Source organism: Oceanobacillus luteolus (genome assembly GCF_023715655.1).
Lineage (GTDB): Bacteria > Bacillota > Bacilli > Bacillales > Amphibacillaceae > Oceanobacillus > Oceanobacillus luteolus.
Genome location: NZ_JAMBON010000045.1, coordinates 1 through 22,620, shown reverse-complemented (window position 1 = coordinate 22,620; position 22,620 = coordinate 1). Strand labels below are relative to the sequence as shown.

Here is a 22,620-nt window from a genome sequence, read left to right as displayed (position 1 = left end):
GAATTTAAAAAATAGAAGAACCCAAACATTTTAGAGCAATATAGGGTTGATAACGCTAACAAAACACTGGACGAAAACAGTATAAAATAAGGGACTTAAAAAACTCCCACAAGTACTTGACTCAATCCTTTGACGCTCACACATGGATTAGCATTTAATGGTATAATATATTCAAATTTATTGCGTAAGGGACGTTTATTGGATGACGAGTGAAAGTAAGGGTTTGTTGCGAGGAGCGTTTTTGCTGACCATCGCAGGAATGTTGAGTAAGATACTGAGCGCGGGCTACCGGGTACCGCTCCAAAACTTCACAGGCGATGTTGGATTTTATATCTATCAGCAAATTTATCCGTTGTTGGGGATGGCGCTTGTTTTATCATTATATGGTTTTCCATCCGCAATCTCTAATATCGCGGCTGAAGTAAAAAGAAAACAGCAGAAACTCACACTGAATCATTTTTACTTGCCTATTCTTCTTATTCTCTTCTTCATGGTAGGTATTATTGCTTCCCTTTTATTTGTTTTTTCGGGAAATGTGGCAACTTGGGTTGGGGATCCGAATTTAACACGTGCATACAAAATTGTTGCGGTGAGTTTTTTAGTCATTCCTTTTACATCTTTATTAAGGGGAGCATCTCAAGGGCACTTGCAAATGAAGCCAACGGCATATTCCCAAGTCGGAGAACAGGTTGTCCGCGTGTTCATGATTATTCTAGTTGCCCTGTATGTGAATGCACAGGGTGTCAGTATGTACCGGATTGGGGAAGGTGCAGCAATTGCCAGTATTTTCGGAGGGGTCGTTGCTATATTCATTCTTCTCATTTTTATGAAACGGCAAGAAGTTCCCCGAATTAGCAACGAGCGTATTCCTTGGCGCTACTATATCCAGACTCTCCTTTTATTGGGGTTTGTAGCTGCTCTTAATCATATGGTATTACTTTTATTCCAATTTGGAGATGCGTTCACTCTTATCCCAGCTTTACAGGAATACGGCTTACTGCCAAGGGAGGCAATGGAGGAGAAAGGTGTTTTGGACAGGGGACAGCCACTGATCCAACTCGGAACTGTACTCGGTTCTTCGTTCGCGCTTGCTATGATACCATCGATTTCTAAGAGCAAATTAAAAGAAAATCCGATTGAATTTTACCAAAAAGTACGCAGTAGCCTTGCGATAAGCTTTTACTTGGCTTTTTCCGCTACAGCAGGGCTGATTGCAATCATGCCAGAAGCTAATATTTTGTTGTATCAGGATTTAAAAGGAACTGTTGATTTGAGGATTTTAATGCTCGCGATTTTACTCAGTGCCATTGGAATCACTTGTGCTACTATCTTACAAGGATTAGGCTATATGAAGCGGACTGCCTTGTTAATTCTGGTCGCGGTGATGCTGAACTGGATTGGCAATGAATGGCTCGTTCCTATTTATGGAATAACCGGCAGTGCCATTTCGACTGTTATTGGATTAGCGTTCTTTTCCTGTTTTGTATTGTTGGAACTGAAGCGCAAATTGCCAAACCTGCAATTTGCCAGATACATTAATTGGCGAGCGCTATTTCTTGCCACTTCCGCTATGCTCCTTTATATTTTTGTTATTAAACAATTTTTACCGGCCGAACTTTCAAGAGCCGGAGCACTCTTTTTTGTTGGAATAATTGCCAGCACAGGTGCCTGCATGTACATATTCATTTTAATTCGCGGAAAGGCTTTAAAACGTTCAGAAATTATGATGTTACCATTTTCACGTTTGTTGATGCGCATCTATAAGGAGAGATAATAGAATGAGCAAGATTGAGGTAATCGGGTTAGGAGCTGGGGATATAAACCAGCTGCCACTAGGAGTATATAGGAAACTGAAGGATTCCCAGCAGGAAATTTATACGCGGACGACGGACCACCCTGTCATTGATACCTTAAGGCAGGAAGGGATTTCATTTTATTCATTTGATGCCATATATGAGGAGACTTCGAATTTTGCTGAAGTCTATGAAACGATTGTTGCCCAGTTGCTGGAAGCAGCAAAGGAAAGTTCAATTGTCTATACAGTTCCAGGACATCCGATGCTTGCAGAGAAAACGGTACAACTATTGCTCGAACAAGAAGAAGTCGAGGTAGAAATTTCAGGCGGCCAAAGTTATTTGGATGCTTTATTTACTTCCCTGAAAATAGACCCTATCGATGGTTTCCAATTTGTCGATGGGACAAGTTTTGAACGGAGACAGTTAAACTATGAGCAGCATCTGGTATTTTGTCAGGTATATGACTCTTTTATTGCATCAGAAGTGAAATTGACTTTACTGGAGGATTTACCTCCCGATTATGAAGTGACAATTGTGGAGGCGGCAGGCACGGAACACGAAAAGCTGACGAAACTGCCACTAGAGGATTTGGATCGCACAGTGGAAGTAAACAATTTAACGAGTGTGTATGTTCCTCCTGTCATTCATGAGCAGCTGCCGCATCGCTTTTCCCGTTTAGTGGAAGTGATGGCTACACTCCGAGGCCCGAACGGTTGTCCATGGGATCAAAAGCAAACCCATCAGTCGCTTCGGGAATATACGATTGAAGAGGTCTATGAATTAATGGATGCAATTGATAATGAGGATGATGACAATATCATTGAGGAACTTGGCGACCTTCTCATGCATATCGTCCTTTATAGCCAAATTGGAGACGATGAAGGATACTTCTCGATTGATGATGTCATCCGGTCGATTACTAATAAGATGGTCCATCGCCACCCTCATGTGTTCGGTGAGGAACAAGTCGATTCAGTTGATCAGGTTCTTACCAACTGGGATGCGCTCAAACAACAAGAAAAAGGAAAGAAACATGATACATTGCTTGGTGGCATACCGAAGCACTTACCTTCGTTAGCCAAAGCTGCCAAACTTCAACATAAAGCTAGTAAGGTAGGATTTGATTGGACGGATGTTGAAGACGTTTGGGAAAAGCTTGAAGAAGAACTGTCAGAAGTGAAAGAAGCCATCAGCATGGGTAATGCTGTCGACATAGAAGATGAATTTGGAGATGTTTTATTCGTTACTGCCAATTTGATGCGTTTCTACGATATAAATCCAGAGGTTGCACTGAATCGGGCTAACGCTAAATTCGCTTCCCGGTTCAACTATGTGGAAGAAAGAATAAAAGAATCTGGCAAAGAGATAGAAGATACAACATTAGAGGAAATGGAAGAATACTGGCAAGAAGCAAAAGGGAGGGAATAGCCATGCGTTTAGATAAATTTCTCAAAGTATCCCGCTTGATTAAGCGCCGGACCCTTGCAAAAGAAGTTGCTGATCAGGGAAGGATTACGGTGAACGGAAGTGCAGCGAAAGCTTCAACCACCATTACTCCTGGGGATACCTTGGCGATCCAATTCGGGCAAAAGGTTGTCACGGTACGCGTGAATGATACGAGAGAAACGGTTAAAAAAGATGAAGCAGAAACGCTGTATACCGTAGTGAAAGAAGAAAAAATATAAGAACGAGTATTTAGTTCTATACTTGTCCCTCCACTCATAAATTTACATTGAGAAGGAGGTTTTTTTATGGGCGAATTTGGGAACTATTCAAATAGCAATCGAGTGGTGGAAATGGAGCATCAGGTGAAGCTTACGAATCGTAAAAATCTTGAAATCAGTGGGGTCAAGGAAGTGGATAGCTTTGACAACGAAGAGTTTCTTTTGGAAACTGTACAAGGCTATCTCATTATCCGTGGACAAAACCTTCAACTAAAGAATCTTGATGTTAGTTCCGGCAATGTTACAATAAAAGGCAGAATCTATGAACTATCCTATATTGATGAAGTCCATGGGGAGAAGGCTAAGGGGTTCTTTAGCAAGTTGTTCCGATGACTCTTTCCGTCCAATTTACTACAATGGCCATTATGGTGTTGAGCGGAATCTATTTAGGTATTGCCCAAGATACATTCCGGCGATTCTCCGTCCATTGGAAAGGAAAAAGAGTAACGAGTTACTTTCTGGAAATCAGTTTTTGGCTTTTGCAGACACTTATTATTTTTTATTGTTTATTCCTCGTCAATGCGGGAGAAATCCGGCTTTATATATTCTTAGCTTGCCTGTTGGGCTTTTCCTTTTATCAGGCGTTATTAAACACATTATATAAACGTCTGTTGGAAAGGGTCATCGATATATTCCGGGCGATCTTTCAATTTTTCAAGCGTCTTTTTATCTTACTTATTATTATGCCGTTGAAATGGATTTTTCTCGTATGTTCAAGTGTTATTATTTTCCTCTTTCAAATAGTAATTAAGTTACTGGGCTTTATTTTTAAGGTTATCCTATTTCCCTTCCTCCTGATTGGTCGTATGCTGCAGCCTTTTATACCAGAAAAATTTAAGAAATTGTTACACAAATCTAGTTCAATTTATAGTACAATAAGAATTAAACTGAAAAAAGGAATCGAGTATCTGACGTTTAGAAGGAGGTAGGGTAATTGTCGGAAAGAAGAAAAACGGTTACAAGATTAGATTCGAATTATGTGCAGCAGTATGACGCTTACATAGAAAGACAGAAAAGAAAAAGGCGGCGTTTAATTCGACGTCTTGTGTTATTCTCTCTTGTGATCATGTTAATGATTGGAGCAATGGGATTCTATCATTGGAATCAGCGGATCTTACATGCCGAAAAAACGGAAGAGTACGAGAAACTCCAAGAAGAATTAGCGGAACTGAAACGGCAAGAAGAACATTTGAAGGAAGAAATCGAATTATTGAATGATGAAAGTTATGTCCTCGATATTGCGAGAACCAATTACTTCTTTACAAAAAAGGGAGAATTGATTTTTAAGCTTCAAGATGGGGACCCGTCATATTGACACTTTAACTTAACAGCCATATACTAAGAATAGAAGTATACCTAAAATTTTAAGGAGGAGCATTTTTTTTATGTCAATTGAAGTAGGCAGCAAGCTGCAAGGAAAGGTTACAGGAATCACAAATTTTGGAGCGTTTGTTGAACTCGAAAAAGGGAAAACAGGCCTAGTCCATATTAGTGAGGTAGCTGATAACTATGTTAAAGACATTAATGATCATCTGACTGTCGGCGATACTGTCGAGGTTAAAGTAATTAATGTCGAAAAGGATGGAAAGATTGGTCTATCGATTAAGAAAGCAAAAGAACGACCAGTTCGCCAAAGAAATCCGAAAGAACGCCAGGAAACTTTTGAAGCGAAAATGAGTCGGTTCTTGAAAGATTCGGAAGATCGCTTAGCCTCACTGAAGAAGCATACCGAGTCCAAACGCGGAGGTCGAGGTGCTAAACGCGGCTAAAAGTTTGCTGTCTAGAAAATAATAATGCTCTTATATAGAGAAACAGCAGGATTCATCTACCAAGATGGGCCCTGCTGTTTTGTTTAATTAGAGAGTGATAGAATAAAAAAAGTTCTGCATCCAAGATGCAGAACTTTTTACTTTTGGTATGTCTAGCTTCAGAGCGCAGGGACTGTTCGAATTTCCCACGCCTCCAGTCAATAAGTCAACATCGACTCGTCCCTCGTCGTGTTTCCTTTATTTCCTTGCGCCGTGGTCCAATTCGACCGTCCCTAACCGCGCTCTTCAGCTTTTCTATCGTCTAGCAAAAAAAGACCAGGGACTGCGCAAACTTCCTGAGCTTCCGGTCGATAAGTCAACATCGGCTCGTTACCTCGCCATGTTTCCTTTATCTTCCTGCACCTCAGTCCAGCTTGTCAGTCCCTGAACGGTCTTTTTTGCTTTTGTTATCGTCTAGCAAAAAAAGACCAGGGAGCCGATAAACTTCCTACGCCTTCAGTCAATAAGTCAACATCAGCTCCCTTTGGTCGCTGTGTTTCCTTTATTTCCTTACGCTGTAGTCCAGTTTATGACTCCCTGAACGGTCTTTTTTGCTTTTGATTGGTATATAGCGGCGGAGGGGATCGAACCCACGACCTCACGGGTATGAACCGTACGCTCTCGCCAGCTGAGCTACGCCGCCAAAATTGTCAACGAGATTTATAATACACTAGGTTTTAAATTATGTCAACATGTTTTGATAAAAAAATTAAATTATAAAAGAATGAGATATAAAATAAAGGTTTTAAACGAATAGAGACAATAAAAGCCGATACTTTCCCACATTTTCGTCAAACATTCATCATTTCTGCATATATTCGCTTTCCATTAATACTCCATTCCCCTTGATAGAATAAAGTTTGATAGAATTTCACAACATTTGTTCGTGTGTAAATTCAGAATTCTTTATAATTTCCCGTCGAACGATTTTTTGGACACGCTCTGAAATTTTGACAACATAAACAAAATGAATATGGTTTACTAACAGAAAAGAATGGAGTGATGGTGAATGATGCAATCGGTAGAGCAAACGGGGTATACAAGTTGGAAACAGAAGGCTGGGAAGGAGAAGCTATCTCCATGGCGGACAAAGGCGAGGGTTTTATTTATTGATCGGGGCTTGCTTTTAGTCATGGTCGGCTTTTTACTTGGAAGAGCTGTAGTGCTGTCGGCAGTTTCTCCATTTGCCTTAGCGTTTATAGCGAGTGTCTGGCTGATGCAACGGAGAAGGACTCTTCATGCGTTACTGGCGATTTCCTTGGGAGCAGCGACATATTCGATTGAACATACTTTATTCGTCGGACTTTCGGTGCTCGTATTTCTCATGTTGATTGCAGTTTTTAAGCAACTGAAGCGGGAGAAGATAGTCCTTCCTTTTGTAGTAGGGATTGCGACCTTTCTTCCACGGATGTTTCTATATTCATGGCATAACCCGATTACTTCTTATGAATGGTTGCTTATAGCGGTAGAGAGTGTACTGGCTTCTGTACTTGTACTTATATTTATGCAGAGCATCCCATTATTATCACCAAAAAGGTACAAGCCTGCCTTAAAGAATGAAGAAATTGTTTGTATGATCATATTAATTGCCTCCATTTTAACAGGTACCATCGGCTGGGTAATATATGGTGCGGCAGTGGAACAGATTTTTGCACGGTATTTTGTATTAGTTTTTGCTTTTGTCGGGGGAGCGGCAATTGGCTCGACGGTCGGGGTAGTAGTGGGACTTATTTTATCACTTGCGAATGTGGCGAATTTATTCCAGATGAGTCTACTAGCTTTTTCGGGCTTGTTAGGGGGACTGCTGAAAGAAGGGAAAAAGTTTGGTGTTGCAGCAGGTCTTTTGGTCGGTACGTTTCTTATCGTCATTTACGGTGAGAGTATCACATTAATGGGCTCGATTACCGAATCGCTTATTGCCATCTTACTCTTCTTCCTGACTCCAGCGAGTTGGTTTTCAAATATCTCTCGCTACATACCAGGAACGGAGGAGCATGCTAAAGAACAGCAGCAGTACTCTTTAAAGGTACGGGATGTTACAGCAAAAAGAGTAAAACAGTTCTCTGGAGTATTTGATGCACTTGCCCGTAGTTTTGCTGTCGCAGAAACTGATCCAACTGGAACTATTGCAAAGAAGCGGGATACGGATCAGTTTTTAAGTCAAGTGACAGAGAGGACATGCCAAAGCTGCTTCATGAAGGAACGCTGCTGGCAGAAGGACTTCGATAAGACGTATCAATTAATGGAGGGGATGAAGGATGCTTACGCGATTCAACAAGAGCCTAGCTTGAAGGTGAAGCGAGCCTTTGAAAACCATTGTGTAAAATCGAAGAAGGTTGTAGAAGTGCTTAAGGAAGAAATGACTTATTATATGGCAAATCATGAATTGCGACGACAAGTGCTTGAAAGTAAGCGTCTCGTTGCGGATCAATTATTTGGCGTTTCCGAAGTGATGGACGACTTTGCGAATGAAATTTTGAAGGAGAGGGAGCATCACGAAAAGCAGGAGATTCAGATTATAGATGCGTTAAAAGGCTTGGGAATTGAACTGGAAAAGCTTGATATCTTCCAACTGGATAAAGGAAATGTCGATATAGAAATGACGATTTCTTTCTATGAATATCACGGAGAAGGAGAAAAGCTGATTGCGCCGGTATTATCCGATATTATTGGAGAAATGATTGTTGTAAAAGAAGAGGAAATCTCACCATTTCCAAATGGATACAGTTATTTATCTTTTCGTTCCGCAAAGGAGTTTATTGTGGAAACAGGGGCTGCGAATGCGGCAAAAGGAGGCGGATTCATTTCAGGAGACAGTTTTAAAACCATGGAACTTGGTGAAGGGAAATTTGCGATGGCAATAAGTGATGGAATGGGGAATGGCAGGCGGGCACGGGAGGAAAGCGAGGAGACGTTGAGGCTGTTGCAACAAATATTACAAATCGGTATCCCGGAAAAAGTGGCGATTAAATCGATCAATTCCATATTGGCTTTACGGACAACGGACGAAATGTTCGCCACCCTTGATCTTGCGGTCATTGATTTAAACCATGCGATGGTAAAATTTTTGAAAGTGAGTGCTGCACCGAGCTTTGTAAAGAGGGGGAATGAAATTATAAAAATTGAGGCTGGTAATCTGCCTATGGGAATTATCCATGAGGTTGATATCGATATTGTCAGTGACCAGCTCTTGTCGGGTGATATCTTGATTATGATTAGTGATGGTGTTTTTGATGGACCTAAACATGTGGAGAATACGGAGCTTTGGCTGAAACGCACTTTGAAAGAAATAGAAACAGAGGATCCACAAGAAATTGCTGATTTGCTGTTGGAGGAAGTCATTCGTACAAAATCAGGGGAAATCGATGACGATATGACGGTTCTAGTCTCGAAGATTATGAAGAACCAGCCGAAGTGGGCTTCGGTTCCAATTTACTCGAAGAAGGCGCTTGGTTAAGGTATATCCTTCCAGTTTTCTGGCGATGCTAGTAAAACTAGGAAACGGGAGGGTAACCTATGAAAACAGGAACATTACGGCAAATCTTATTAATTACGGATGGGTGCTCCAACCATGGAGAAGATCCGGCAGCAACAGCAGCACTTGCTTATCAGCAAGGAATTGCTGTAAACGTTATTGGAATTCTTGATCATGACGAAACAGAAGAAAGTTCAGGACTTCAAGAAGTGGAAGATATAGCACTTTCAGGAGGTGGAGTCAGTCAGCTTGTATATAGTGAAGCGTTATCACAAACAGTGCAGATGGTTACCAAGCAAGCAGTGAACCAAACACTACAAGGATTTGTTAATAAGGAATTGAAACAAATTCTTGGAGAGAATCATCGATTAGAAGATTTAGACCCAGAAAAACGTGGTGAAATCATTGAGGTAGTAGAAGATTTGGGAGAAACGTCTGACCTTGAGGTCGTCATTCTAGTAGACACGAGTGCAAGCATGCATCATAAATTGCATATGGTGAAAGAGGCATTAATCGACTTATCTATCAGTCTCAATGCAAGAATTGGAAAAAATCGATTTGCAATTTATAGTTTTCCAGGCAAACGGAAGAGTATACAAAAAGTGCTCGACTGGACTCCAAAACTAGAGTCAGTTTCTTCAGTTTTCCCTAAAATCACGAGTGGTGGAATCACCCCAACAGGTCCGGCAATCCGAGAAGCGATGTATCAATTCGGTAAGAAAAGTTTGTTAAGGAGTTTCCGTCATGGCAATGAATCGGATATTGAAGAAACAGGTTTCTAGTATAAAGCCTGGGACGTTAATCAAAGGGAAATTCAAAGGAAACACTTATCTCATAAATGGAAAACTTGGTGAAGGAGCGATTGGAGCAGTCTATTTATGTCAGGCTAATAGGCAGGTTGCTGCTTTAAAAATAAGCGAAAATCAAACGTCTATGTCTTTGGAGGTTAATGTGCTGAAATCATTGGAGCAGGTCCGGGGAAATCGCCTTGGGCCTGCTTTATTAGATGTGGATGATTGGACTGCTCCAAATGGGCGGACTTTTTATTTTTACGTCATGGAGTATGTCAAAGGGGAGACTGTCCGAGACTTCTTCCAAAAGCATGGTACTAGTTGGCTTGGTCCCTTTATGATTCAACTCCTGGAAGATTTGGAGAAACTCCACCAGGAAGGCTGGGTGTTTGGTGACTTAAAAACAGAGAATTTGATTGTCCGTTCAGCTCCTCCCCGAATCCGTTGGGTAGATGTTGGTGGGATGACACAGATTGGTCGCTCCATCAAGGAGTATACCGACTTTTATGATCGAGGGTACTGGGGGCTGGGTTCCAGGCGGGCAGAGCCGAGCTACGACCTTTTTTCGTTTGCAATTATTTTCTTGGAAATCTTTTACCCAAATCGTTTTCCGCGCCCGGAAAAAAACAGGAAGAAGTATATTTATCAAAGAATAGATCAAGTGAAGGCGTTAAAACCATACGCACCGGTGTTAAAAAAAGCAATTTCTGGGAAGTATCAGACAAGTACCGAAATGAAACGGGAGCTTAAACAAGTTTTACTCTTGTTAAGACAACGAAACAATCCAAGGAATCCAGAGGAAAATGATGGAAGTGGGTTCAAGGAGGCTTTTTGGATTTTTATAATAAGTGCTTTTTCTTTTCTCCTCTCCTTTATGATTTGACTGTAATTTGAAAGAAATTTATTAGAATGGGAAGTCAACGATCCGAATCACTATAATTTATTCGTGGCATGGAAGGTCTTACTTTAGGGTAAATGGATAACTGTGATAAAATTAAGTAAGAATAGTCTTGTAGATGGAGAGAATTTAATGGAGAATGCAGTTCGGAAATTCATCGATAAACATAGCTTGTTGCATCAAGGTGCTCGGGTGCTTGTAGGAGTGTCGGGTGGTCCAGATTCCATGGCTTTGTTGCATTTTTTGTCAACAGTAAGGGAAGAATGGAATCTAGACTTACAGGTGCTCTCTGTAGATCATCAGCTTCGTGGGGAGGAATCTGAGGGGGATTTCAACTATGTCAAACAGATTTGCAAGGATTGGGGATTAACTTTCCATGGAACATCCCTTGATGTACGTTCCCATGCTAGAACAGAACGAATCAGCATGGAAGTGGCCGCTCGTGAGCTTCGTTATAAGTTCTTCGCACAAAAGATGATAGAACTTCATGCGGATTATCTTGCTCTCGGTCACCACGGTGACGATCAGGTGGAAACATTGGTAATGAAACTTGTCCGCTCTGCAACCTCAACTTCTTTTCAGGGGATTCCAGTGCAGCGTCCATTAGCGGGAGGGATGATCATCCGCCCGTTACTTGCAGTGACGAAGAGTGAAATAGAAGTTTACTGTGAAACGCATAACATCATCCCACGGATTGATGCGACAAACTTGGAAAGTATACATACGAGAAATTATTATCGACACCATGTCATTCCTTTATTAAAAGAGAAAAACGCGAATTTACATCGGACGGCACAGCATCTTAGTGAAAACTTGGAAGAAGATGAGACCTATATGCAAAAGCAGGCAAAAAAGGTGCTCGATGAAGCTGTGGTCTTTAATCATGAAAAGCATCAAGTCATAATGGATATTAATTTGTTCAAAAAACATGACCAATCTTTACAAAGACGTGCCTTTCATCTAATATTGAACTATCTATACGAAACAATACCAAGCCACTTATCGTATGTACATGAAGAACAATTTTTTACACTGATACGTAAGTCTCATGGAAATACAAAACTGGACTTTCCACATTGCTTAAAATTAAATCGAGCATATGACAGACTGACTTTTTACTTCGAACAATCATATCCACTACAAGAGAATTTTAATCAAATGTTAGTTCTCCCTGGTACCACTTATTTACCAGATGGATCGGTAATAAAAGCTACATATACAGCCACAATTGGTAAAGAAACCCCTTTTTCACTATATATTGCCGCTAGCGGACTTTCCTTACCACTTTATGTACGAACCCGTAAAAATGGAGACCGTATGAGCTGGAAAGGGCTGCAAGGCACAAGGAAGTTGAAGGATATCTTTATCGATGAAAAAATCCCAATCGAAAGAAGAAATTCTTGGCCTATCGTTGTGGATAGCAATGGACATATATTATGGTTAGTTGGCCTGAAAAAAGGTAAACAAATAGAAGTAAATGATAAACAGTTTGTATATATACAATACGAAAAAGGACACCAGTAGGAGGATAAGAATGTTAAAGGATAGTATGCACAAAGATATTAAGCATATCTTAATAACTGAGGAAGAAATTCAAGAAAAATGTAAGGAACTTGGCAGGCAGCTGGCGGAAGAATACGATGGGAAATTCCCACTCGCTATCGGTGTACTAAAAGGTGCCATGCCATTCATGTCGGATATCGTACGTCATATGGATATTCATGTGGAGCTTGATTTCATGGATGTTTCCAGTTATGGAAGCGGAACGAAGTCAAGTGGAGAAGTTAAAATTGTGAAAGACCTTGATACAAAGGTGGAAGGCCGTGATCTTCTCATTATAGAGGATATTATTGACAGTGGATTAACATTAAGTTATTTAGTCGACCTCTTCAAATACCGGAAAGCAAATTCCATTAAAATCGTAACACTGCTTAATAAACCATCAGGACGCACAGCTGCAATATCTGCTGATCTTGTGGGCTTCGAAGTTCCAAATGAATTTGTTGTTGGCTATGGTTTGGATTATGATCAACGATACCGAAACCTTCCATATATCGGGGTACTGAAAGAGGAAATCTATCAGGACAAAGAGTAATTCTTTCACCGGATAAAGTGCCAGTAAATGGGGATGAAACAGCTGAACCGACGGTGAAAAATAAAAGTGAATTCTAAAGCGCAATTAGTTGTATAATAACTTTTTCATATGGTACTATGTAATATAGTTTTCCCGGTATGGGAGGAGGTAAGTAATGAGTCAGATATTTCGTAACGTATTCTTTTGGGTACTTATATTCTTCGTCATTATTGGCGTAATTAGTGTACTAAATGGTCCAGGCGAAGAAAGTGAACAATATCATGTAGACGAATTTATAGATGCTTTAGAAAATGGCGAGATAAAAGAATTGACGCTACAACCAGCAAATGGCATTGTCCGAATTACTGGTGTGCTTCATGATGATAATCAAACTTTTGTTTCCCAAGTTCCAGATAATACAAATGTGATTGCTGAAATCACACAACTTGCAAGAGATAATAGTGTTTTGAAAGCAGAGGAAGAAGAACGTCCAAGCCCCTGGGTTACTTTTCTTACAACCCTTGTTCCCTTCCTATTAATAGGTCTATTTTTCTTATTCATTCTTAGTCAAGCGCAAGGTGGCGGCGGTGGTGGCCGTGTTATGAATTTCGGGAAAAGTAAGGCTAAGATGGTATCGGGTGAAAAAGAGAAAGTGCGTTTTAAAGACGTTGCTGGTGCTGATGAAGAGAAGCAGGAGCTTGTCGAGGTTGTTGAGTTCCTAAAAGATCCTCGTAAATTCACAGCAGTCGGTGCGCGTATTCCAAAAGGTGTGCTGTTAGTAGGACCACCAGGAACAGGTAAAACGCTTCTGGCTCGTGCAGTTGCCGGTGAAGCGGGAACACCTTTCTTTACAATCAGTGGTTCTGACTTCGTAGAGATGTTTGTCGGGGTCGGAGCATCTCGTGTCCGTGACTTGTTTGAGAACGCGAAGAAAAATGCACCATGTATCATCTTTATTGACGAGATTGATGCAGTGGGTCGTCAACGTGGAACAGGTCTTGGCGGGGGGCACGATGAGCGTGAACAGACGTTGAACCAGTTACTTGTTGAGATGGATGGTTTTAGTGCAAATGAAGGAATTATCATTATTGCGGCTACAAACCGTGCAGATATCCTTGACCCGGCACTCTTACGTCCAGGTCGTTTTGATAGACAGATTATGGTTGGACGTCCTGATGTTAAAGGGCGTGAAGCAGTACTTAAAGTACATGCTCGTAACAAACCATTGGATAAGACAGTCGATCTTAAGGTCATTGCTCAGCGTACACCAGGTTTCTCTGGAGCAGATTTGGAAAACCTGTTGAACGAAGCGGCATTGGTCGCAGCGAGGGATGATCGTAAGTTCATTACTTCTGCTGATGTGGATGAAGCGACCGACCGTATCATCGCGGGTGTTGCGAAGAAGAGTCGTGTCATTTCTGAGAAAGAAAGAAATATTGTCGCGTACCATGAGAGTGGACACACCGTTGTCGGCATGGTGCTTGATGATGCAGACGTCGTGCATAAGGTGACGATTGTACCACGTGGGCAAGCTGGTGGCTATGCTGTCATGCTGCCTAAAGAGGATCGCTACTTTATGACGAAACCGGAATTATTCGATAAGATAACTGGTTTACTCGGAGGAAGAGTTGCGGAGGAAATCATCTTTGGTGAGGTTAGTACCGGAGCGCATAATGACTTCCAGCGAGCAACTAGTATCGCTCATAAAATGATTACTGAATACGGAATGAGTGACAAAATTGGTCCAATCCAATTTTCTAGTGGAGAGGGCGGCAATGTGTTCCTTGGCCGTGACATCCAGAACAATCAGACGTACAGTGAAAAAATCGCTTATGAAATTGATAAGGAAATGCAGAACTTCATCAATTACTGTTATGAGCGTGCGAAAACAATCCTTACAGAACATCGTGAACAGTTGGAGCTGATTGCTCAAACACTTCTTGAAGTTGAGACTCTAGACCGACGCCAAATCGAATCTCTCTTTAACGATGGAGTTTTACCGGAGCCGTTGGAAGTGGAAGAAGACGAGAACAACGAGGACGTTAAAGTGAACATCAATTCAAAAGAAGAGAACGAAGATCCGGATAAAGTCGGAAAATCTTATGAAGAAGTGAAGAAAGAAGCTGAGGAGAAACGCGAGGAAGAAAGACGCGATGAATCTCAAGCTACCGAAGAAAAACGACATATCAATGATCCGATTATGGGTGACGATGATCATAAGAATAATAACTAATGGAAAAGCAGCCATGCTAAGGGATGGCTGCTTTTTTTAATCCAAGTCTACGCGGAAGAAATACTTGATGAAAAGAAGTGGATATTCAAGCTCTGCCATTTTCATTTTTCCAGTTACCTATGCTATATTTAAACTTAGAAAAATAGGAAGGTCTGATTCGAATGTTATTTGTTTTGGATGTAGGGAATACGAACACGGTTTTAGGTGTTTTCGAAAAAGAAGAACTTTTACACGAATGGCGGATCAAAACAGATCGACACAAGACCGAGGATGAGTTCGGGATGCTCATCCATTCGCTTTTCAGTTATAAAGGGATTTCTTTTACTGACATAGATGGAGTGGTGATTTCCTCTGTGGTGCCACCTATTATGTACGCATTGGAAAAAATGAGCAGGAATTACTTTCAGTTGGAACCAGTAGTTGTTGGAAATCAGGATATTTCCCGATATATCAAGATGAGCTATCCTAATCCAAGGGAAGTTGGTGCCGACCGGATTGTCAATGCGGTTAGTGCCATAGAAACATATGGCGCACCTGTCATTGTGATTGATTTTGGAACAGCCACCACTTTCTGTTATATAGATGAAAATGAATCTTACCATGGCGGTCTAATTTCGCCAGGGATCAATATCTCGATGGAGGCATTATATAGTAAAGCCTCCAAACTTCCGAAAATAGAAATTATGGAGACAGAGCATATTATAGGAAGGTCAACAGTAGAAGCGATGCAATCAGGAATTTATTACGGGTATGTATCATTGGTCGATGGTATAATTGACAAGATGTTAGAAGATATCGACCGAGATGTGAAAGTAATCGCTACAGGTGGTTTGGCCGGTCTGATTGCCAAAGATTCGAAAACGATTGATGTCGTAGATCGTTATTTGACATTAAAAGGGTTGAATATCATATATAACCGACTAAAAGATATTTCATAAAGGAGTTAACAGCATGAAAGATTATTTAATTAAAGCGACTGCATATAACGGTAGGATTCGTGCTTATGCAGCTGCGTCTACGAACACGGTGGAGGAGGCGCGAAGACGCCAGGATACATGGGCAACTGCTTCTGCTGCTTTAGGGAGAACTTTAACGATTGCCGGAATGATGGGTGCCATGTTAAAAGGTGAAGATTCCAATACAATTAAAATTGAAGGCGGTGGCCCGATTGGAGCAATTGTCGTCGATGCTAATGCAGACGGTCATGTGCGCGGGTATGTGACAAATCCCCACGTCGATTTTGAATTGAATGACAAAGGTAAACTCGACGTCGCACGGGCAGTTGGTACATCTGGCAGCTTAAGTGTCATTAAAGACCTTGGATTGAAAGATTATTTTACTGGAGAAGTTCCAATCGTTTCTGGAGAAATCAGTGAGGATTTCACTTATTACTTTGCTACTTCAGAACAAGTTCCATCAGCTGTAGGAGCTGGTGTCCTCGTTAACCCGGATCATACGATTCTTGCAGCAGGAGGATTTATCGTTCAAGTAATGCCTGGAGCAGATGATGAGGTCATTGAAAAGTTAGAGGAACAAGTAAAAGATTTTCCAGCCATTTCTAAACTTATCGAACAGGGTTACACACCAGAACAGTTGTTGGAGAAGTTATTTGGAGATGAACCATTTACCATTCATGAGAAAATGCCTATCGAATACCGTTGCCGCTGCTCAAAAGAAAGAATCGCTAATGCGATTAGCAGCTTAGGAAATGATGAAATCGAAAAGATGATAGAAGAAGATGGAGGAGCAAGTGCTACCTGTCATTTCTGTAGTGAAGAATATCATTTTACGACGGACGAACTAGAAGAATTGAAACAATAAACGAGGGAGAAAAGTAGTCGTATGTCCAAGAAATTATTATGGGGTATCATCATAGTACTCCTTATTACCAACATTGCTTCACTCATTTTCATGATGCAAGATGATAAGGTTGTTGTAAAAGATGGAGAAGCTGCCATTACAAGTAAAGAGCCGGTCGCGACGATTAACGGGACTGATGTGACTTATGAAGATTGGATGGCTAATCTGCGTGAAACGCACGGTGAAAAAGCATTAAAATCTATCATCGATCGTCAAATCGTTTCTCAATTAGCTGCTGAGAAAAACATTGAAATCAGTGAAAAGGTCATTGAACGTGATCTTGCTTATTTGACGTCTATGCAAGGACCATTAACGCAAGAAGAGTTGAATAAGGAAGAAGAGAAGTGGCGAGAAGAACTGATTTATCGATATCAACTCGAATTTTTACTGACAGAGGAATATTCTATTCCCGAATCTGAAATCGAAAGCTATTACGCTGATTATAAAAACCAATATGACTTCTCCTCTGCTATGCAATTATCTCATATTCTAGTCTCAAATATGGAGACTGCAGAGAAGGTATATGAAGAATTGGAACAAGGGGCCAGTTTTGAGCAATTAGCAAGAGAGTATTCGAATGATGATGAGACGAAACATAGCGGCGGATATTTAGGGTTTATTAATACAAGCAGCCAATTCTTCCCGAATGGATATGAGGAAGTTGCTAACAAAATGGATGAACATACTTATTCAGAACCATTTGCCGCAGATAACGGGATTGCAATCATCTACTTGCATCAAGCACTTCCAGCAATTGAATTCAGTTATGAAGAGATTAAGCCATATGTTGAAAATGAATTGATTCTTCATGAAGAAAAGATTGCCTTACAAGCAAACCCATTATGGGAAAAAGTCGAAGTTGACTGGATTTATTCCAAATAATAACGGAAGCCGTTCAGATAATGAACGGCATTTTTTTTACGAAAATGCTTTATTATTCGTATTGTTGCAACAACAAAATAGTTGACAAACTTTCCGATTAAACATACATTATAATTAATCGGAAATCATATTAATTTACTGGGAATTAGGAGGGGTCTTATGAGAGTTGCTAATGATATTACCCGTTTGATCGGTGAAACACCTATTGTTAAATTGAACAATCTTACAGATGATAATTCAGCTGATGTATACGTGAAACTTGAATTCATGAACCCGGGAAGCTCTGTAAAGGATCGTATAGCTGTTTCTATGGTAGAGGCTGCAGAAGAAGCCGGAGAATTGAAGCCTGGAGATACGATCATTGAACCGACAAGTGGAAACACTGGTATTGGACTTGCTATGGTTGCAGCAGCAAAGGGATATAAAGCTGTATTAGTCATGCCTGACACAATGAGTCAGGAGCGCCGCAATCTATTGCGGGCTTACGGAGCTCAGTTGGTGCTTACTCCTGGGGCGGATGGTATGAAAGGTGCCATTAAAAAGGCTAACGAACTAAAAGATGAACATGGTTATTTCATGCCACAGCAATTTGATAACCCGGCAAACCCTAAGGTCCATGAAGAAACAACTGGGAAAGAAATTGTTGAGCAAATGAAGGATGGCTTGGATGCTTTTATTTCTGGTATCGGTACAGGAGGTACGATTACTGGTGCAGGAAAAGTGTTGAAATCCCATTTTGAAAATGTGCAACTCTTTGCTGTAGAACCAAAAGATTCTCCAGTATTATCAGGTGGATCTCCGTCACCGCATAAAATCCAAGGAATTGGTGCAGGTTTTGTTCCGAATGTCCTTGATACAGATATTTATGATAAAGTTATTCAAATCGAAAATGAAGAAGCTTTTGAAGCTTCCCGTAAGCTTGCAACTACAAATGGGATCCTCGGCGGTATCTCTTCTGGTGCAGCAGTTGCGGCAGCATTGAAAGTCGCTAAGGAATTAGGTAAAGGAAAGAAAGTACTAGCTATCTTGCCTGATAACGGAGAGCGCTACTTATCGACTGCATTATTCCAATTTGATGAAGAATAAATGGATTGTTTTGAAGGATTAGCAGATTTGTTCTGTTAATCCTTTTTGAATTGGGGAATATTATCCATGCATAAGTAGTATGTTTTTGTCTTATTGGAATTGAATGTGTTACGATACAAATAAATGTTTTTTGAGGAGAAGCAAGAATCATGATAGTGAAGACGAAGACTAAATCGTTAAATTTAGCGGAACGAACACATATTATGGGTATATTAAATGTGACACCAGACTCTTTTTCGGATGGCGGCAGTTATACGACGGTAGAGAAAGCAGTGGCACAAGCTGTCCGAATGGCAGAAGAGGGTGCGGACATTATCGATATCGGTGGAGAATCTACCCGGCCAGGACATACTCCGGTATCTGCACAAGATGAGATCTCTCGTATCGTACCTGCAATAAAAGCTATAAAAGAAAAGCTTAACATTCCTATTTCTGTTGACACATTCAAAGCGGAAACTGCAGAAGCAGCGATTGAAGCTGGCGCTGATATTATCAATGATATTTGGGGAGCCAAAAAAGATCCGGCTATCGCAGAAGTGGTCGCTAAGCATAACGTACCTATTATCTTGATGCATAATCGGACAAATGAAGATTATCAGGATCTTATTCTGGATATGATCCAAGATTTAAAGGAAAGCATAAAAATCGCTAAAGATGCAGGTGTTCCAGAACATCATATCATCATCGACCCGGGAATTGGCTTTGCAAAATCGAGGGAAGACGATTTAATGGTCATGCAGAAACTAGAAATGTTTCAACAGTTGCCGTATCCGTTGTTACTTGCGACATCGAGGAAGCGCATGATTGGTCATGTACTTGATGTGCAGCCGGATGCTCGTGACTATGGAACCGGAGCGACAACTTGCCTTGGAATCACAAAGGGTGCTTCTATTGTAAGGGTTCATAACGTAAAGGTGAATGCAGATATTGCAAGAATGACGGATGCCATGCTTGGAAAAGGTGTATATAATGGATAAAATAAGTTTGAATGAGTTGCAGTTCTATGGATATCACGGGTTATTCCCGGAGGAACGAAAACTTGGCCAACGTTTTCATGTAGATTTAGAACTCTTTCTTGATTTAAAACAAGCAGGCCAATCGGATAAAATGGAAGATTCCATCCATTATGGTGAAGTCTATCAGCTTGTCCGAAGCATTGTGGAGGGAGAACCAAAGAATCTAATAGAAGCTGTTGCTGAGTCTGTGGCTGAAAAGCTTCTTCAGACTTTCCCATTATTACAAGCTTGCCGAGTTGTAGTAGTAAAGCCCAATCCACCAATCGATGGACAGTATCGTTCAGTAGCTGTAGAAATATATAGGGAGAATCAACGATGAATAAATCATATATTGCACTTGGAACAAATATTGAACCGCGGGATTTCTATTTAAGTGAAGCTCTGAATCTACTGGAGGCGCATGAAGCAATCGCTATCCAAAAGCGTTCATCCATCTACGAAACGGCGCCTGTCGGCTATGTGGAACAAGATGACTTTTTAAATATGGTTATTGAAATCCAAACCTTATTGGAGCCATATGACTTATTAGAGACGATTCAAGGGATAGAGCAAAAACTTGGCAGGACAAGGGACGTGCGGTTCGGTCCACGTACCATCGACCTTGATATTTTATTGTATAATCAAGAAATTAGCACGGATGAACAATTGACGATACCACACCCGCGGATGCATGAGCGTGCATTTGTGCTTGTGCCCCTGGCGGAAATTGCGGAGGAAGAGATAGTGCAGTTTGGTAAAACCGCACAAGAAATGTTAGAAGAGCTACCGCAACGTGATGTAGAAACAGTGAAAAAACGGTAGAATATTATATGATATAATAATAACCGTTAATTGTGGTGCGAGAAGCAATTGAGGTAAAAAGCTACATTGCTTCTATATAGAGGGAGCCGTGAAGTTAACAAGAATCTGCCAGTGTTTGCTGGTAGGTTTTTCTGTGCTATAGTAGGGCTAAAAGAAAACTCTAGGCAGTAAATTACATTAAAGTTATACATACATTAAGACAGGAGTGATTGACTTTGTCAGAGGAACTTACAGATCAAATGCAGGTGCGGAGAGATAAACTTGTAAATTTACAAGAACAAGGAGTGGATCCTTTTGGCGGTAAGTTTGCAAGAACGCATCTTGCAGCAGATATTATAAAAGACTATGAATTGTTTTCAAAGGAAGAGTTGCAGGAAAAAGATATCCCAGTAGTTGTGGCCGGCCGAATCATGACAAAGCGTGGTAAAGGGAAGGCAGGTTTCACACATATCCAAGATATGAGTGGCCAAATTCAAGTATATGTACGAAAAGATGCTATCGGTGATGAAGCTTATGACGTATTTAATACTCTCGATCTAGGCGATATTATCGGTATTACAGGTAAGGTTTTTAAAACAAACACTGGAGAACTATCAATTAAAGCGGAGCAATTAGAATTGATGACGAAATCATTACGTCCGCTTCCTGAGAAATATCATGGTTTAAAAGACGTGGAACAACGTTATCGTCAACGTTACTTAGACTTGATCACTAATCTTGAGAGCCGTGAGACTTTCATTCAACGTAGTAAAATCATCCAAACAATGCGTGAGTATTTGAATAACCAAGGATTCTTGGAAGTTGAAACACCGATGATGCATAGTATTCCTGGTGGAGCGGCGGCCCGTCCGTTTATTACCCACCACAATGCACTCGACATCGACTTATACATGCGTATTGCAATTGAATTACATTTAAAACGTCTCGTAGTCGGTGGTATGGAAAAAGTTTATGAAATCGGAAGAGTGTTCCGTAATGAAGGGGTCTCCACTCGTCATAACCCTGAATTTACAATGATTGAACTATATGAAGCATACGCTGACTTTGAGGATATTATGAAACTTACAGAAAATATGGTTGCACATATTGCTCTAGAAGTCTTGGGAACAACCGATATTACGTATGGTGAACATGAAATCAACCTTAAGCCAGAATGGAAGAGACTTCATATGGCAGATGCTGTTAAGGAAGTTACAGGTGTAGATTTCTGGCAGCAGCTTACAGATGAAGAAGCACGTGCATTAGCTAAAGAGCATGGTGTGGAAATTACAGAAAGCATGTCCTATGGTCATATCTTGAATGAGTTCTTTGAACAAAAAGTAGAAGATACACTTATTCAGCCTACGTTCATTTATGGACATCCAGTTGAAGTTTCTCCTTTGGCGAAAACTAATCAAGAAGATCCACGTTTTACCGATCGTTTCGAGTTATTCATTGTAGGGCGTGAACATGCGAATGCCTTCAGTGAATTGAATGATCCAATCGAGCAACGCAAACGTTTCGAACAACAAGTTGCTGAAAGAGATGCAGGAAATGATGAAGCGCATCTAATGGACGAGGACTTCCTTGAGGCACTGGAATTTGGTTTACCGCCAACCGGTGGACTTGGTATAGGTATTGACCGTCTCGTCATGTTACTGACCAATGCTCCTTCTATTCGTGACGTTCTGCTTTTCCCGCAAATGCGTAATAAATAAATTAGATGTATTATACCCAGTTTACTTTCAGGTGAACTGGGTATCTTAATGTTTAAGGATTTATTTGTACAGAATAGTACGTGTATTTTATTTACTTATATTTTTTTAAAAAACTACTTGCATTCATTTCGTAAACATGGTAAATTAATATTCGTTGCGCTAAACGGCGCTATAAAAAAGAAATGACAACAACTTCGAAAAAAACATTTTAAAAAAGTTGTTGACAAGATATTTCAACCATGTTATATTAGAAAAGTCGCCGTTACGAACGGCAACGAAATGTTTGCTCTTTGAAAACTGAACAAAACAACCAGTATGTCAAGCAAGGTCACGTGAGTGGCCAAGCATAAACTTAATAAGAAAACCCCGTTTTCTTATTAAACAACAGCTAAGTTTTTTCAAACACTTTTATGGAGAGTTTGATCTTGGCTCAGGACGAACGCTGGCGGCGTGCCTAATACATGCAAGTCGAGCGCGGG

At 40.7% G+C, this 22,620-nt stretch carries 21 protein-coding genes, 1 tRNA gene and 1 rRNA gene; 22 read left to right on the top strand and 1 reads right to left on the bottom strand.

The genetic code is table 11. The features are described from left to right. The first annotated feature begins 202 nt into the window (after positions 1–202). From M3210_RS17320 to M3210_RS17290, 7 genes are all read left to right on the top strand, one after another. The gene (locus M3210_RS17320) at positions 203–1,774 is read left to right on the top strand and encodes a putative polysaccharide biosynthesis protein (RefSeq protein ID WP_251517019.1); all 1,572 of its coding nucleotides are present in this window, start codon (positions 203–205) and stop codon (positions 1,772–1,774) included. 4 nt (positions 1,775–1,778) lie between these two features. Then, positions 1,779–3,224: a bifunctional methyltransferase/pyrophosphohydrolase YabN gene (gene yabN / locus M3210_RS17315; RefSeq protein WP_251517017.1), complete on the top strand. Its 1,446-nt coding sequence runs from the start codon at positions 1,779–1,781 to the stop codon at positions 3,222–3,224. A 2-nt stretch (positions 3,225–3,226) separates the two neighbouring features. After that, positions 3,227–3,481, top strand: coding sequence for an RNA-binding S4 domain-containing protein (locus M3210_RS17310; protein ID WP_251517015.1), 255 nt, complete (start codon positions 3,227–3,229; stop codon positions 3,479–3,481). 66 nt (positions 3,482–3,547) lie between these two features. After that, positions 3,548–3,853, top strand: coding sequence for a sporulation protein YabP (gene yabP, locus M3210_RS17305; protein WP_251517013.1), 306 nt, complete (start codon positions 3,548–3,550; stop codon positions 3,851–3,853). Further along, complete coding sequence (gene yabQ, locus M3210_RS17300) at positions 3,850–4,449, top strand: spore cortex biosynthesis protein YabQ (RefSeq protein ID WP_285853871.1); 600 nt, start codon at positions 3,850–3,852, stop codon at positions 4,447–4,449. The genes yabP and yabQ overlap by 4 nt, the downstream gene beginning before the upstream one ends. Positions 4,450–4,454: 5 nt before the next feature. Continuing rightward, positions 4,455–4,835 carry an FtsB family cell division protein gene (locus M3210_RS17295; protein ID WP_251517011.1) on the top strand — a complete coding sequence of 127 codons (381 nt, stop codon included), beginning with the start codon at positions 4,455–4,457 and terminating at the stop codon, positions 4,833–4,835. A gap of 70 nt (positions 4,836–4,905) precedes the next feature. Continuing rightward, positions 4,906–5,289, top strand: a complete 384-nt coding sequence (locus M3210_RS17290) for a S1 domain-containing RNA-binding protein (RefSeq protein ID WP_251517009.1) — start codon at positions 4,906–4,908, stop codon at positions 5,287–5,289. Between the two features lie 608 nt (positions 5,290–5,897). Here M3210_RS17290 and M3210_RS17285 read toward each other — a convergent pair. Beyond that, positions 5,898–5,971, bottom strand: a tRNA-Met gene (locus tag M3210_RS17285). Between the two features lie 369 nt (positions 5,972–6,340). Here M3210_RS17285 and spoIIE point away from each other — a divergent pair. The 15 genes from spoIIE to M3210_RS17210 form a co-directional block, all read left to right on the top strand. Next, complete coding sequence (gene spoIIE, locus M3210_RS17280; protein ID WP_379596035.1) at positions 6,341–8,785, top strand: stage II sporulation protein E; 2,445 nt, start codon at positions 6,341–6,343, stop codon at positions 8,783–8,785. A gap of 59 nt (positions 8,786–8,844) precedes the next feature. Continuing rightward, complete coding sequence (locus tag M3210_RS17275) at positions 8,845–9,585, top strand: vWA domain-containing protein (RefSeq protein ID WP_251517005.1); 741 nt, start codon at positions 8,845–8,847, stop codon at positions 9,583–9,585. After that, on the top strand, positions 9,548–10,477 hold the full coding sequence (gene prkT / locus M3210_RS17270) for a serine/threonine protein kinase PrkT (protein WP_251517003.1): 930 nt from the start codon (positions 9,548–9,550) through the stop codon (positions 10,475–10,477). Before M3210_RS17275 ends, prkT begins: the two co-directional genes overlap by 38 nt. Before the next feature lie 147 nt (positions 10,478–10,624). Next, complete coding sequence (tilS, locus tag M3210_RS17265; RefSeq protein ID WP_251517001.1) at positions 10,625–12,016, top strand: tRNA lysidine(34) synthetase TilS; 1,392 nt, start codon at positions 10,625–10,627, stop codon at positions 12,014–12,016. Positions 12,017–12,041: 25 nt separating this feature from the next. Next, positions 12,042–12,587 (top strand): hypoxanthine phosphoribosyltransferase, encoded by a 546-nt coding sequence (gene hpt / locus M3210_RS17260; RefSeq protein WP_251517023.1) that lies wholly within the window; start codon positions 12,042–12,044, stop codon positions 12,585–12,587. Between the two features lie 154 nt (positions 12,588–12,741). After that, positions 12,742–14,799: an ATP-dependent zinc metalloprotease FtsH gene (gene ftsH, locus M3210_RS17255; RefSeq protein WP_251516999.1), complete on the top strand. Its 2,058-nt coding sequence runs from the start codon at positions 12,742–12,744 to the stop codon at positions 14,797–14,799. Positions 14,800–14,960: 161 nt separating this feature from the next. Continuing rightward, on the top strand, positions 14,961–15,737 hold the full coding sequence (locus tag M3210_RS17250; RefSeq protein WP_251516997.1) for a type III pantothenate kinase: 777 nt from the start codon (positions 14,961–14,963) through the stop codon (positions 15,735–15,737). Between the two features lie 13 nt (positions 15,738–15,750). Further along, positions 15,751–16,620: an Hsp33 family molecular chaperone HslO gene (hslO, locus tag M3210_RS17245; RefSeq protein WP_251516995.1), complete on the top strand. Its 870-nt coding sequence runs from the start codon at positions 15,751–15,753 to the stop codon at positions 16,618–16,620. Positions 16,621–16,641: 21 nt separating this feature from the next. Continuing rightward, on the top strand, positions 16,642–17,541 hold the full coding sequence (locus M3210_RS17240; protein ID WP_251516993.1) for a peptidylprolyl isomerase: 900 nt from the start codon (positions 16,642–16,644) through the stop codon (positions 17,539–17,541). Between the two features lie 159 nt (positions 17,542–17,700). Further along, entirely contained in the window at positions 17,701–18,627 is a 927-nt protein-coding gene (cysK, locus tag M3210_RS17235) for a cysteine synthase A (protein WP_251516991.1), read from the top strand. 149 nt (positions 18,628–18,776) lie between these two features. Further along, positions 18,777–19,604, top strand: a complete 828-nt coding sequence (gene folP / locus M3210_RS17230) for a dihydropteroate synthase (RefSeq protein ID WP_251516989.1) — start codon at positions 18,777–18,779, stop codon at positions 19,602–19,604. After that, positions 19,597–19,962, top strand: a complete 366-nt coding sequence (gene folB / locus M3210_RS17225) for a dihydroneopterin aldolase (protein ID WP_251516986.1) — start codon at positions 19,597–19,599, stop codon at positions 19,960–19,962. The genes folP and folB overlap by 8 nt, the downstream gene beginning before the upstream one ends. Next, positions 19,959–20,444: a 2-amino-4-hydroxy-6-hydroxymethyldihydropteridine diphosphokinase gene (gene folK / locus M3210_RS17220; protein WP_251516984.1), complete on the top strand. Its 486-nt coding sequence runs from the start codon at positions 19,959–19,961 to the stop codon at positions 20,442–20,444. Before folB ends, folK begins: the two co-directional genes overlap by 4 nt. Before the next feature lie 239 nt (positions 20,445–20,683). Beyond that, positions 20,684–22,141 carry a lysine--tRNA ligase gene (gene lysS / locus M3210_RS17215; protein ID WP_251517021.1) on the top strand — a complete coding sequence of 486 codons (1,458 nt, stop codon included), beginning with the start codon at positions 20,684–20,686 and terminating at the stop codon, positions 22,139–22,141. A gap of 407 nt (positions 22,142–22,548) precedes the next feature. Next, positions 22,549–22,620 (top strand): 16S ribosomal RNA (locus tag M3210_RS17210); the annotation flags it as partial.

What these genes read in the sequence shown, in the direction of transcription:
- M3210_RS17320 (WP_251517019.1), top strand. Translation starts at nt 203, where the DNA reads ATGACGAGTGAAAGTAAGGGTTTGTTGCGAGGAGCGTTTTTGCTGACC.
- yabN (WP_251517017.1), top strand. Translation starts at nt 1,779, where the DNA reads ATGAGCAAGATTGAGGTAATCGGGTTAGGAGCTGGGGATATAAACCAG.
- M3210_RS17310 (WP_251517015.1), top strand. Translation starts at nt 3,227, where the DNA reads ATGCGTTTAGATAAATTTCTCAAAGTATCCCGCTTGATTAAGCGCCGG.
- yabP (WP_251517013.1), top strand. Translation starts at nt 3,548, where the DNA reads ATGGGCGAATTTGGGAACTATTCAAATAGCAATCGAGTGGTGGAAATG.
- yabQ (WP_285853871.1), top strand. Translation starts at nt 3,850, where the DNA reads ATGACTCTTTCCGTCCAATTTACTACAATGGCCATTATGGTGTTGAGC.
- M3210_RS17290 (WP_251517009.1), top strand. Translation starts at nt 4,906, where the DNA reads ATGTCAATTGAAGTAGGCAGCAAGCTGCAAGGAAAGGTTACAGGAATC.
- spoIIE (WP_379596035.1), top strand. Translation starts at nt 6,341, where the DNA reads ATGCAATCGGTAGAGCAAACGGGGTATACAAGTTGGAAACAGAAGGCT.
- M3210_RS17275 (WP_251517005.1), top strand. Translation starts at nt 8,845, where the DNA reads ATGAAAACAGGAACATTACGGCAAATCTTATTAATTACGGATGGGTGC.
- prkT (WP_251517003.1), top strand. Translation starts at nt 9,548, where the DNA reads ATGGCAATGAATCGGATATTGAAGAAACAGGTTTCTAGTATAAAGCCT.
- tilS (WP_251517001.1), top strand. Translation starts at nt 10,625, where the DNA reads ATGGAGAATGCAGTTCGGAAATTCATCGATAAACATAGCTTGTTGCAT.
- hpt (WP_251517023.1), top strand. Translation starts at nt 12,042, where the DNA reads ATGCACAAAGATATTAAGCATATCTTAATAACTGAGGAAGAAATTCAA.
- ftsH (WP_251516999.1), top strand. Translation starts at nt 12,742, where the DNA reads ATGAGTCAGATATTTCGTAACGTATTCTTTTGGGTACTTATATTCTTC.
- M3210_RS17250 (WP_251516997.1), top strand. Translation starts at nt 14,961, where the DNA reads ATGTTATTTGTTTTGGATGTAGGGAATACGAACACGGTTTTAGGTGTT.
- hslO (WP_251516995.1), top strand. Translation starts at nt 15,751, where the DNA reads ATGAAAGATTATTTAATTAAAGCGACTGCATATAACGGTAGGATTCGT.
- M3210_RS17240 (WP_251516993.1), top strand. Translation starts at nt 16,642, where the DNA reads ATGTCCAAGAAATTATTATGGGGTATCATCATAGTACTCCTTATTACC.
- cysK (WP_251516991.1), top strand. Translation starts at nt 17,701, where the DNA reads ATGAGAGTTGCTAATGATATTACCCGTTTGATCGGTGAAACACCTATT.
- folP (WP_251516989.1), top strand. Translation starts at nt 18,777, where the DNA reads ATGATAGTGAAGACGAAGACTAAATCGTTAAATTTAGCGGAACGAACA.
- folB (WP_251516986.1), top strand. Translation starts at nt 19,597, where the DNA reads ATGGATAAAATAAGTTTGAATGAGTTGCAGTTCTATGGATATCACGGG.
- folK (WP_251516984.1), top strand. Translation starts at nt 19,959, where the DNA reads ATGAATAAATCATATATTGCACTTGGAACAAATATTGAACCGCGGGAT.
- lysS (WP_251517021.1), top strand. Translation starts at nt 20,684, where the DNA reads ATGCAGGTGCGGAGAGATAAACTTGTAAATTTACAAGAACAAGGAGTG.